The 11,588-nt window shown below is 59.1% G+C and carries 9 protein-coding genes; 4 read left to right on the forward strand and 5 right to left on the reverse strand.

From position 1 onward, the window contains the following. Positions 1-292: 292 nt before the first annotated feature. A complete protein-coding gene (locus tag WS46_RS32690; protein ID WP_059693590.1) occupies positions 293-643 on the reverse strand; it encodes a DUF2958 domain-containing protein in 351 nt (116 codons plus the stop codon). A 318-nt stretch (positions 644-961) separates the two neighbouring features. On the opposite strand from WS46_RS32690, the gene WS46_RS32695 reads away from it, so the two are divergent. Continuing rightward, on the forward strand, positions 962-1,252 hold the full coding sequence (locus tag WS46_RS32695) for a helix-turn-helix domain-containing protein (RefSeq protein ID WP_059693592.1): 291 nt from the start codon (positions 962-964) through the stop codon (positions 1,250-1,252). A 44-nt stretch (positions 1,253-1,296) separates the two neighbouring features. Next, complete coding sequence (locus tag WS46_RS35850; protein ID WP_063892220.1) at positions 1,297-2,178, forward strand: TIR domain-containing protein; 882 nt, start codon at positions 1,297-1,299, stop codon at positions 2,176-2,178. Positions 2,179-2,237: 59 nt separating this feature from the next. Here WS46_RS35850 and WS46_RS32705 read toward each other — a convergent pair whose 3' ends face one another. From WS46_RS32705 to WS46_RS32715, 3 genes are all read right to left on the reverse strand, one after another. Beyond that, complete coding sequence (locus tag WS46_RS32705) at positions 2,238-2,558, reverse strand: DUF736 domain-containing protein (protein WP_059693594.1); 321 nt, start codon at positions 2,556-2,558, stop codon at positions 2,238-2,240. Positions 2,559-3,331: 773 nt separating this feature from the next. Next, entirely contained in the window at positions 3,332-5,380 is a 2,049-nt protein-coding gene (locus WS46_RS32710) for a ParB/RepB/Spo0J family partition protein (RefSeq protein WP_059693596.1), read from the reverse strand. 80 nt (positions 5,381-5,460) lie between these two features. Further along, positions 5,461-6,285 carry a DUF932 domain-containing protein gene (locus tag WS46_RS32715; protein WP_059693598.1) on the reverse strand — a complete coding sequence of 275 codons (825 nt, stop codon included), beginning with the start codon at positions 6,283-6,285 and terminating at the stop codon, positions 5,461-5,463. A gap of 587 nt (positions 6,286-6,872) precedes the next feature. Between WS46_RS32715 and WS46_RS32720 the strand changes: the two genes are divergently transcribed. After that, a complete protein-coding gene (locus WS46_RS32720; RefSeq protein WP_059693600.1) occupies positions 6,873-8,969 on the forward strand; it encodes an ATP-dependent endonuclease in 2,097 nt (698 codons plus the stop codon). Next, complete coding sequence (locus tag WS46_RS32725) at positions 8,966-10,699, forward strand: UvrD-helicase domain-containing protein (RefSeq protein WP_059693602.1); 1,734 nt, start codon at positions 8,966-8,968, stop codon at positions 10,697-10,699. The genes WS46_RS32720 and WS46_RS32725 overlap by 4 nt, the downstream gene beginning before the upstream one ends. A 120-nt stretch (positions 10,700-10,819) precedes the next feature. Here WS46_RS32725 and WS46_RS32730 read toward each other — a convergent pair. Further along, positions 10,820-11,588: hypothetical protein (locus tag WS46_RS32730; protein ID WP_218921329.1), on the reverse strand; the 769-nt coding region annotated here is incomplete at its 5' end.

An 11,588-nucleotide genomic window follows, 5' to 3' on the forward strand; every position in this document is an offset into this window, starting at 1 on the left:
ACGTCGCAAGGGACATTCAACACGAGAGCTGCTGCAATCAAAACGCCATCAACGAAGCGCAAACTCAAGGTGCAGTACGAAGTGCCAAGACCGATCAGCCTCGAAGCTTTACATGGAACGTCCACCGCGACGGCTGCGCAGGGGGAAACCGCACACAGCACAGGGCACCCTGTCGCAAGTCGCGCTGCGCTTCATGTCTCTTTCGATCAGGCTCGCATCTGGTTCGTGCAAGAGTGCCGATCCGGACCGAAGCCGTCTGGAATTAGACCGAGAAAGACACAATTCGCCCCGGTCAGTCGGGGATGGAACCGTCGCGCTGCGCGAGTTGGACGTACTCCGATAACGGCCTTGTGGCGTGGAAGTACAGGTCGCGCAGGATGGGCCACTGTCGCGGCCCGACAATGCCGGCCAAGTCGGACAGCTTGACCGTTCCCAGTACCGGCATCCCGATGCCGAGGTCAATCAATCCCCAGGCGGTATCGCCATCGGCCGGATCGAGCGCAGCCAACAGCCAGGTCGCGTGCGCGTCGAGCGTGAACAGTCGCACGACCGGCAGCGGGTCGATGTCTTGGCCGGCGGCACGTGCCACGCCGTTGGCAAGCAATTGCGCACGTTGGTCGGCTGTGGTCAGCAGTGCGGCCATGGTCAGGCACCCTGCAAAGCCGAGGATGCACGGAAACGCTCTTCCGTCAAAGCACGCAAGTGGCAAGCCGCATCTGTGTTTTCCTGTTCAAGCACGGATGCGCAAGCCGACGAATCCGCACAAGCACAAGAACGCAGAGGCGGAATTGTGAGGTTCAGGAAAGACACGGATACGGTTCCCCGATTCTGTCGAAATCCGTCGATGCGGATTTCCGTAAAGGCACGAATACGGAAATTCGCAGCATCATATGCGCACTATAGTTTGTAGCCCTATAGTGCGCAATCGGTTGTCATCTTGGTTTTCTAGGGGAAACCATCGGTGGCAGCAAAGCACTCATTGGCAACGGCGATACGGACGGTCAGGAAAGCCCGTGGCTTGAGCCAGGAAGCGTTCTCCGACGTATCCAGCCGCACCTACTTGAGTTTGCTGGAGCGCGACCTAAAAAGCCCAACGTTCAACAAGTTGGCCGAGTTGTGCGGGGTCATGAAAGTGCATCCGCTAACGCTGCTGACTTTGGCTTACGCTGGCGACAGCAAGCGGAACGTCGACCAGCTATTGGCGCAGGTTCGACAAGAGTTGCAAGAGATCTCTAACGACGACGAAAGCTGACCGTTGGTTTTGCCAGCCGAAATCAACAATAAACAAGGTCTAGCATGTACAACCTACTTGTCACGGCGGCCCAGGGCGCGTGGGATTTGCCTGCGTATGAATTTGACCGAACCAGGTTCCTCGAATACACGGCGGACAGCGTCAAAGCGCGCTTCGCCAAGCTGGATGCCCAGGCCCAGGAAGAGTTGAAGTCCCTGCCAACCCTTTTCACATACGAGGGTGACGACGAGCCTGTACGTGTCGGGTATATCCGAAGAATTCGCGAGCGCGGGCGAAGCGTTCTCGTTGAGTATGAATTCGACGAGAACGTTCCTGCTTTCGACTTCTCCAGCCTGAAGCCATTGGAGGTCAAGCTGGATATCCAAGGGTGGGAGATGTCCCGCACACACTGGGCCGTGAAAGACGAAGACCTCTTCGAACTTCTGGCTTCGGTGGGCCTTGTTGACGCAAGCTACGTCGGCGAAGGACGCCCCACCGGTCGCGTCGAAGAAATGCGGTTCCGGGTTGCATTGTCGTTCCCAGGAGAAAAGCGCGAATACGTTGCTGCCGTGGCGACGGAAGTCAAGAAGAGACTGGGGCGTGATGCGATTTTCTACGACAAGGACTTCACCGCCCAACTGGCACGTCCGAACCTCGATACGCTGTTACAACGCATCTATCTCAGCAATTCCGACTTGGTCGTCGTCTTCCTTTGTGCAGAATACGAGCGCAAAGAGTGGTGTGGCCTGGAATGGCGGGCCATCCGCAACATCATCAAGAACAAAAATGATCACGCGATCATGTTCATGCGCTTCGACCGCGCAGATGTGAGCGGCGCTTTCTCGATCGACGGCTACGTGGACCTTGATGAATACACGCCGCTGGAAGCCGCGCGGATGATCGTCGAGCGCGTCCGATTGAATGACCTGCCGCCTGCGGCAGGCTGATTTCCCGCGACCCGCCGGAAGGCGCTCCCGCCGCAACGGGCGGGGCGCGATGGCTGAAATCAGTCCCCCTGCTGCTGCGGCTTGCTGCGCGACCAGATCAGGTCATGCGTGCCGTCCTCGTTCTCGATCAGGCGGGCATAGACCGTTGCCGGAAACGAAGGATCGTCGAGGGTCACGGACACGTAAGGCCGTTCGGCCTTGCTGACTTTCTTCCACGCCGCGCCGATATCGTGGCTTGCCGCCTGCACGCGGAAGTCGGGGGCGTTCTCGCTGTCGCCTTTGTCGTTGGGAACCAGCTTGACCTTGACGTTGAGCATCAGGGTGCGGAGCGTGCCGGTGAAGCCGTCTTTCTCTGCGGTGAAGGTGCCGATGTTAGCCATGATGTTTCTCCTTTCGGGTTGAACGAGGTCGCGCCCATCGCGTCCTTGTTGTGAACCGGCCGGCGGGGGCTGGGCGGGCGGCACCGCGCAGCGGGCGCAACACCGTGGAGCACCTGGAAGCGAAAAGAATTTGCTGCGCGAGGAAGCCGCCGAACGCAGTGAGAAGGCGTGGAAATTGTTTTCGCTGGAAGGTTGCAGCCATGAAGCCCAAGGCGTAGCCGTGCCCTCGCCAGGATTCACGACAAGCCAAGGACGCAGGGGCCGCCCGCTCCCGAAAGAAGACATGGCCGATCTCGGCATCCCCGCATGACGGCTGCACCGGCTTGCACCCTGCCGCGGGCAAGGCCAACCACCAACGACAAGGCGAGAACGCCTCTGCCGCATCTTGCAGCCTCATGCGTGAGGCGTGGCGTGGAAGCTCCATAGGCAAGGCCGGGCGGCGTGTAGGTGAACCGTCCTTCGTGACGACCAGGCGACGAACCGCCAGCGTCGAAGACGACACGCTTTCGCACAACCTGCCGCAGCAAGCCGGGGCGTAGCCCCGCACAAGCCTCGCCCATTGTGGCGGGGCGCCATCGGCATCCTGTCCGCGCCAGCGGGCGCTGATTCGCCGCGCCGCGTGCAAGGCACTTGCGCGGCCGCCCCGTCGCCGCTTGGCCGAAGGCGGCGACGGGGCGATTTTGCTGTAGACGTTGAAACCGGGCGCGGCCACCGCCGCGCCCGGATTTTGAGGAGCAGCCCCGGCGCGCTGCACCGGGGCTATGGGACTTACCTCACGCGGCCAGCGCGTGCGTTTCCACTTCGTCGGCGACGTCTTCCGGCGTATCTGTTTCGTCCACCGCCTCCGGTGCGCCTTCCGGCTTGGCGTCGTGGTCGTTCTGGAACACGACAGGCATCCAGCCGGTGCCGCCCACCAGCCGTTCGGCTTCGCTGGCAATGTCGCCTTTCTTCAACTTCGACAGGCGGGTGACGTGCGCCGGGGCGTATTGGCTGACGGCTTCCAGAATCGCAGGCTTGGCGATGTGGCGAAAATAGCCTTCGGCGGTCGGCTTCCACCATGCGGCCATGTCCAAGCCGACAGCCTGCGCCAGCTCCGCGCCGGGTTGGTGTTGCGAAGCGCGGAGCGTTACCACGTCCACCGTGGATGCCACACACACTGCCAGCAGGCGCACCAGTTCGTCTTGCGATTTTTCCAGCAGCACGGCGAACAGTTCGGTGCTGTCCTCCGGCAACGCCCCGCCCGCGACTTGCTGCAACTCGCGCAGTGCCACGGCGGCAGGCGATTCGGACAAGTCCGGGGCCATACTTTCCAGCCGGTCTTGCACGGCCAGACGCACGCCAAGCGGTAAGCCATCGCTGTGGTATCCGTGCTGCAAGACGGCACGCACCATGCCATGCACCAGCGCGGCCAGTGCGATGTGCGGATGCCGTGCAACTTCGATTTGCAGCGCCGCCGTGCGGTGAGCGCTCAACCGCTGCGCCAGCCTATCGGACAGGCTCGCGGACTTGGGGGCTTCGTCGGCGTGGTCGCTTTCCTCGTCATTCGCGCCGCCGCCCGCGCTGAACCCCTGCCGCAGCTTTGCCAGCGTCCGCAGCGCCTTCGCCTCGGCCTCGCGTAGCAGGCCGCGATGAATCACGGACTCGCCGTTGGTGTCGAGCGTGACGATGGCACCGGCCACGTTGCGCACATCCGGAGCGTAGTCGCGCAAACCTTCTTCGATGGCTTGCAATTCCCCGGCTACCTGCTCGCGCCGTTCTTCCAGCGTTGCGGTCTTGTCCTCGTCCTCCGCGTCGTAGGCGTCTTCCAGTTCGGCGTCGATCTTTTCGAGACGGTTTTCCAGCGAGGCGATGCGGCGGGCTTCGCGGGCGGGCGGCTCGCGGCGTTGGCGCTGAGCGTTCTGGAACGTCTGCCGGTCGGCATGGCTCAACTGCGTTACGGCTTCGACCCATGCCCAGCCCTCGGCACGCACGGCCTCGGCCTGCGCATCCAGCTTGTCGCGCACCAGCGTTTCCAGCAGCAAGGCATCGGTCAGGTAAGTTCCGGCATCGCCTTCCGCGAACAGGTCGTGGCGAATGCCTCCGCCTGCCTTTGTGTATGCGTCCAGCCCGACGAAACGCACCAGCGGATGCGTGGCGGTGATTTCACGCTCGGTCAAGCGCTCGCGCAATGCGGATGGGCCGCGCTGCCATTCCGGCGCACCGTAGAAAGCGGCTTCCTGCGCGGCGTGATCGTCGGTGATGGTCAAGGCCATCAACTGTTCCAGTGTGGCAGCTCCGGCGCGATAGTCGGTCAGCAGGCGCGGCGAGACGTTCGCCAGCTTCAAGCGGCGCTGCACCACCAGCGGGGACACACCGAAGTCCGCTGCAATGTCCTCGATGGGACGGCCTTCCTTGACCAGCGCGGCGAAGGCCGCGAACTGGTCGGCGGGGTGCATGTTCTCCCGCTGCACATTCTCGGCGAGGCTCACGGTACGGGCGGACGCATCGGCCACCAGCAGGCACGGCACTTCATAGCCTGCGGCAATACGCTTCTTCTTCGCCAGCAGTTTCAACGCGGTCAGTCGGCGGTCGCCCGCAACGACTTCGTACTGCTCACCATCGGCGGCGAGGATGACGATGAGGTTTTGCAGCAGGCCGACGCGGGCGATGCTGGCTGCCAGTTCGGGGATGGACTGGCGCGGGGTCGTGCGGACGTTGCGCTTGGAACGACGCGGCAGCAATTGCGACAGCGGAACCAGAATCAGGTTCTTGGTCGGGTCGGCCACTTCCAGCGGCGCGGCAGCTTCGAGGGCGATGGTTTCGGTTTTAGTTACGGCGTTCATGGTGATAACTCCATTCGTGAGCGGAACAACAGCGGAAGGAATGGAGGGGCCGAGATATTGAAAGCCCCTCCGCGTGGGGTTCAGCCTTTTAAGTGGCGCAGGCCATCGGCCAGCAACCACAGGGCGCGATTCAGGCGAATGCCGTTGTCGATGCCCTGCACCGGACGAGTGGTCTGGCGACGACCGTTCGCTGCGCGGGCGGACAGGCCGCCTTTGATGAGGTTTTCTTGCGTGCGGTTGAACACACTCCACAAGTCGCGGCGGTCATCGTCGTGACGGCGCGGCATCAAGATTTGCGATTCGGTGATGGGCGCGGGCGTGGTCTCGTCGTACTTCAACGCCAGCGCGGCACGGGCGAACACTTCCGACTCCCCGGCGTCCAACGTGATGGCCTGCATCGCATCGCGGGATGCCTGCGCCCGGTCGAAACCGTGCAAGACTTCGTAAGCGCCCTCGATGACCTGCGCCGCCACGTCACCCTTGTGCGGTACGCGCACGTCCGCCACGGTGTCGCCGCAAACGAGGCCGTTCTGGCACACGAAGCGGAACATGCCGGCCAGCATCTGATAGCTGCTCGTGCCGTCGTGCGAATTCAGCAGGATGATTTCGTTGGCTTCGCGGCCGTTGATCTGGCTGGCGTGACGCAGCCGGACCATGTGCTTGGTGTATTCGCGGCGGTCGTCGTTGCGCACGCGGGTCTGGCACACCATGAAAGGCTCAAAACCTTCACCGCGCAGTTCTTGCAGCACGGTCGCGGTGGGGATGTAGCTGTACCGTTCCGAACGGCTTTCGTGCGGCGCGTCCGCGAAAATGGACGGTGCTACGGCGCGGATTTGGTCGTCAGACAAGGGACGTTCGGAACGCAGCACCGGCAAACGGGGAGCGAAGCGGGATGCGAGTTGCATGGTCCTTCTCCTGCAAAGGTTGGCTGTCGAAAAACCGCAACCGGATTCCTAGATTCGGAGCCCGCCTTTCGGCTTTTCCGGTGGGGTCGGCGCGGAGACCTGGGCCGGCCTCGTTGCCACCGTCTTTCCTGAGTTCATCGCCCGCGGCGGTCAGGAGCGCGCGGACGGGGGCCGTCAAGGGATTAAGTGCAGGGTTGGTGCGGCCCGCAGGCGCAGCCGAGGACACGGCCCTGCGCGCCTTGACGGCGCACGGCCGCGGGCTACAGTCGCGGACAAGGGGATGAAGTCAGGGAAGACGGCTGGACAGGCAACCGGCCGCAGTTGGCGCAGACCCCACGCAAGCGAAGCGCGCAGGCCCGGATCAGGGAGCCGGGCCGAAGGCGTCAGCGATGGAAGCCCGAACGGGGCAAGACTCGCGCAGCGAGGCTCGATGCGAAGCACGACAGCGCGGCCCGGCTTCGCCGGGAGACGCGCATAGCAGGCATGGTTTATAAACAGAAAGCTATAATTGGCGGGGCGTCAGATATCAGTGCAGGTACACATCCATCGAGCCGCGCAGTCATTAAGGACAAATACGGGGAGCAGGAATGCGCATTGAAAAGGTCAAGGTCGAAGGATTTCGACTGCTTCAGGATGTCGAGATCATGCTGGAATCCAATTCCACTGTGATCGTGGGACGGAACAACAGTGGGAAGACCTCCCTCACCGATATATTCGATCGCTTCACAGGAGAAACCGGTGCCCGCTTCCGTCTGGAAGATTTCTCGGCCGCGTCGCGTAGCAAATTTTTCGATGCGAAGACGCTGCGAGAAAAGGAGGCCAGCCCAGAGGAAATACTCGCCGCGCTTCCGAAAATCGTGCTGACGCTCACCTTCGCCTACGACAGCACGGCACCGAATTTGGGCCCCCTTGCTCCGTTTGTTATCGACCTAGACGTTGCATCCACTAAAGCGATTGCGCGCGTCGAGTATGGTCCAACATTGGCGACACTCCACACCTTGCTCGATATTCCGCCGGCAGCAGAAGGTGTAAAACCGAATACGCATTTTCTCCGCTCATTGCGCGAAACCCTACCGAAGGCGTACAGCATCCACGTATGCGCCATCGACCCGACGGACGACACCAACCGGCGCGATTTTGAGGGAACGGCAGCACTAGCTGCTTTGGTGCAATGTAATTTCGTCCGTGCACAGCGCACCCTTGACCATGCCAGACACGGCGACACCGACGTTATTGGCAAGTTGCTCAGCACTCTCTTCAAGACTGCCACGACACCAACAGCGGCGGCGGCAGATCAGGAGCTAGCCGCCAAGCTGAAGGCTTCCGTCGAAGGTATTGAACGAAATGTTCAAGAAGACTTCGACGAGATGCTGAAGAAGCTGCTACCGGCCATGGAAGTGCTGGGCTTCTCGAGCCTCAACGACACGGAGCTTCGACCGGAAACCTCGTTGAATGTAGAGGCGCTTCTTTCGGACCATACTAAAGTGGTCTACACAGGCGCGGACGGCGTTCACTTGCCGGAAGGCTATAACGGTCTAGGCACTCGCAATTTGATTTATATGCTGTTGCAGCTTGAGAGCTTTCATAAGAGCTATCGTGCAAAAGCAACCCGCCCTGTCACTCACCTGATCTTTATCGAAGAGCCTGAAGCCCACTTGCACCCGCAGATGCAAGAGGTATTCATTAATCAATTGAATGCAGCCATTGGCAAGCTGTCGGCCAGTTATCCCGACGAGCCTGGGTGGAAAGTTCAGTTCATTATTACGACGCATTCGCCGCATGTTGCGAACGCTGCGTCGTTCGAGGCAGTACGGTATTTTCTGAATGAATCAACGGAGACGGCGAGCACTCGGCACACTAAGGTCAAGGACTTCAAGAAAGGGATGACCACGATCCCCCCAGAGGACCAGGACTTCCTTCACCAGTACATGACATTAACCAAGTGTGACCTCTACTTTGCAGACAAAGCGATCATGGTGGAAGGAACCACGGAGCGACTGCTCATGCCGCGCCTGTGCGAGCTGGTTGACAAAACGCTCGGCGAAAAGCATAGGCTAGCCAGACAGTACGTGACATGTGTCGAAGTGGGTGGTGCCTACGCGCACCTCTTCTATCCCCTGCTCGATTTTCTTGAACTCAAGACGCTCGTTATCACCGACATCGATTCAATCAAGCTAGTGGAAAAGGAGAACAAGCAGGGAAAGAAGATCAAAGTGTGGGAGAAGTGCCCGGTCGCGGAAGGCGAACGAACGTCTAATGCTGCCATCAAAGAGTGGTTTCGCCCAAAAGACGAGAGGGATAAGGACAACTGGCAAATCACGCCTGCTGAACTTGCGACCAAGACGCCTGCAGAAAAGCAGAGCGGCTACCGCAGAATTGCTTACCAGATTGCGGAGGCAGCCGACTCCAATGTCTGTGCCCGCAGCTACGAAGATGCACTTGTCCTTGCAAACCCAGATCGATTTGAATGGCCTAAAGAGCAAGATGAGGCGACCGAGGCATGGGAAATTGCGCAGGGGCTTGCGAAGGCTGATACAGCTTTGCGCTTTGCTATTCGTGAGAAGGACTGGACGGTACCGCGCTACATTCGAGAGGGCCTTGCATGGCTCTCCGAACCTCCCCCTCCGGGGGCAGCGCCGCCACTAGAAAAAATGGAATCACCGGCCAATGTGGAGGCAGCATGATCGAAGCTGCCGAAAACCCGGCACTCATTGCCGCCAAGGAAGCTCAAAGGAAGATCGATGAAGCCCTTGATGCGGGCCGCAGCTTTCGCCTTGAAGCCGGTGCAGGCGCGGGAAAGACGTACTCCCTCGTTGCCGCTTTAAAGCGGATCATTGCAGAGCGTGGACCGGCATTGGTTCAAGCAGGACAAAAAGTTGCTTGCATTACCTACACCGAGGTTGCCCGAAACGAGATTGCGCAGGAGATCGAAGATCATCCCGCGATTCTCGTCGACACCATCCACGGCTTCTCGTGGGCGTTCCTACGCCAATTTCAGAAGGCGTTGCGCGACCTCGTCACGGAAATGGAAGACAGGCGCGAGAAGATCGAACAGGGCGGAGGCGTAGGTTCAAAGCCCATAGACTATGACCTCGGCTTCTTCGGTGTCGACGCCGATCGAATCACACTCGGTCATGACGACATTCCGGAAATGATGGCGACGCTTCTGACGCGCGAAAAGTTTCGTCGTGTGCTAACCCAGCAATTTCCCGTCATCTTTATCGATGAGTATCAGGACACCCATCGCCAGTTCATGGAGGCGATTACCGAGCATTTCTTAAAACCCAACACTGGCCCGCTAGTCGGCCTATTTGGGGATCATTGGCAGACCATCTATCGCAGTGAATACGAACTCGCCGAGTATCCGATTGAAGAAATTGGCAAAGGCTCCAATTTCCGATCAGTACCGGTCATCGTGGATGTACTCAACAGACTTCGACCAGAACTGAAACAGGCCGTTCGTGATCCAGAGGCGATTGGTGAAGCAAGATTTTTTCACGCCAATGCCTATCAAGGGCAACGAACCAACGACCGAAACTCGAAGGAAGACCTCCCTCCCGAACTGGCGCGAAGCACGCGCGAAAGTCTGATGGAGCGACTTCAGACCGAGGGCTGGGAACTTGGCAAGACCAAGGTTCTCATGCTCACCCACAATGTTCTGGCCGCCGAGCAAGGGTACCCTACCGTCGCCGAGATATTCAGTGGCCGGACCGAGTTGTTCGCAAAGAAGGAAGATCCCGCAATCAAGTTCTTTGCTGAAACAGTCGAGCCCATGTGTGCAGCCTATGATGCCTCTCGCTATGGCGACATGTTTAAGGTGCTTGGCTCTGGTCCTGCCATTACGAAGCATGAGGACAAGGCATCTTGGCGCGGCGATATGGATGCCCTTCAAAAGCTGCGTACTGAAGGGACGGTCGGGCAAATCCTTGACCACCTAAAGAAGTCAAGGCGCCCGTCGCCGCCCGATCGCCTTTTGCGGCGCGATGATGAACTTGCAGCGCTCAATGGCGAACCCATACCTGATGACGCCACTGCACTTCAGCGCTACAGCAGACTCCGAAATGTTCGTTATGACGAGATAATCGAGGTGGTCAAGTTTGTCGAAAAGCAGACACCCTTTGCCACGCAGCATAGCGTCAAAGGTGCCGAGTTTGAGAACGTTCTTGTAGTGCTTGGTGGTGGCTGGAATCACTACAACTGGCCACAACTATTAGAGCTTCTAGAGACAGGGGCGCTGAACGCAAAAAACACGAAAGCGTTCTATCGGGCACGTAATCTGTTCTATGTTTCTATTTCGCGGCCCATGACGCGACTTGCCATTCTCGCCACACAAACCTTGTCCGACACTGCGCTCGCGGCGGTGAGCCGGCTTTTTGGGCAGGATAACGTGGAGGAGCTTGCTATTCCTATGTAACTCGTGGCGCTTCATAGTGGGCCGCCCCCGTGAACAGGTAAAGAGGGCGGACTGTCACTTGCCAGAGGTGCAGAGTCCAGCCGGCGGGCCCGACGACGCCACATCGACATGCTGCCTAGATCAAGAAGAGAGATTTCCCCACGGGCTCTGCCACGCGGATTCTTCAATACACTGAAAAATTCGTGCGACAGCCTCGAAGCAAGCACGCAGAGAGACCGACTTCAACTGTTCGTTCAACGTCGTCCAATCCCCATGAGCGAACGTATTCCGTATTCGGCGAAACGAATTAACAACGTCAATCGACTCGTCATCAACATCAAGATGGAGTCCGCCATTGTGCTCAAGATGATCGAGCATGAACTCGAAATCGCTCATCGAGTGCGCCCGCTTGCGAGGGATAGCACCACAGAGTTCCCTCGTGACCAGTTTAAGGCCCCATTCGACAAAACTGCAAAGAAGTACGATTGATGTAGCCCTTCCAACTACCTCGACGTTGTCCTCCCACATTGGAATCTGATCATCGAGATAATCCACCTCTTCGGCCCCACAATGTTTCTGAGCAGCGGCTGCACTTCTTTGGCCGGCAAGCATGCGCAGCCGCTTCTCCGTGGATAGAAGCTGGTTGAAACAATAATCATTGAGCTGTCTCAGCTTGTCGAAGAGAAGAAAGAAGGTGTCGGAGAACCTTTCGGGTTGATAGATGTAGAAGCCGTCCGCCAGTGCCTTGCCTTCCTCGTCTTCAACCAAGGCTCCGGCCCAGAAAAGCCCGTACTTGTTTGCTACGTTTAACTCATGGTCCAAGACGGTGGTCTGTAAGCCGTCAATAAACGACGCCCTACCAATGGTAGGCAGAAGGTCAGATGCTAAGTGTCCGCGTGGACACATGCAC

This window comes from Burkholderia sp. RF4-BP95 (genome assembly GCF_001521985.1).
Classification (GTDB): Bacteria; Pseudomonadota; Gammaproteobacteria; order Burkholderiales; family Burkholderiaceae; genus Burkholderia; species Burkholderia diffusa.

Coding starts and splice junctions, on each gene's coding strand:
- WS46_RS32710 (WP_059693596.1), bottom strand. CDS start 5,380: ATGAACGCCGTAACTAAAACCGAAACCATCGCCCTCGAAGCTGCCGCG.
- WS46_RS32690 (WP_059693590.1), bottom strand. CDS start 643: ATGGCCGCACTGCTGACCACAGCCGACCAACGTGCGCAATTGCTTGCC.
- WS46_RS32715 (WP_059693598.1), bottom strand. CDS start 6,285: ATGCAACTCGCATCCCGCTTCGCTCCCCGTTTGCCGGTGCTGCGTTCC.
- WS46_RS32705 (WP_059693594.1), bottom strand. CDS start 2,558: ATGGCTAACATCGGCACCTTCACCGCAGAGAAAGACGGCTTCACCGGC.
- WS46_RS32725 (WP_059693602.1), top strand. CDS start 8,966: ATGATCGAAGCTGCCGAAAACCCGGCACTCATTGCCGCCAAGGAAGCT.
- WS46_RS35850 (WP_063892220.1), top strand. CDS start 1,297: ATGTACAACCTACTTGTCACGGCGGCCCAGGGCGCGTGGGATTTGCCT.
- WS46_RS32720 (WP_059693600.1), top strand. CDS start 6,873: ATGCGCATTGAAAAGGTCAAGGTCGAAGGATTTCGACTGCTTCAGGAT.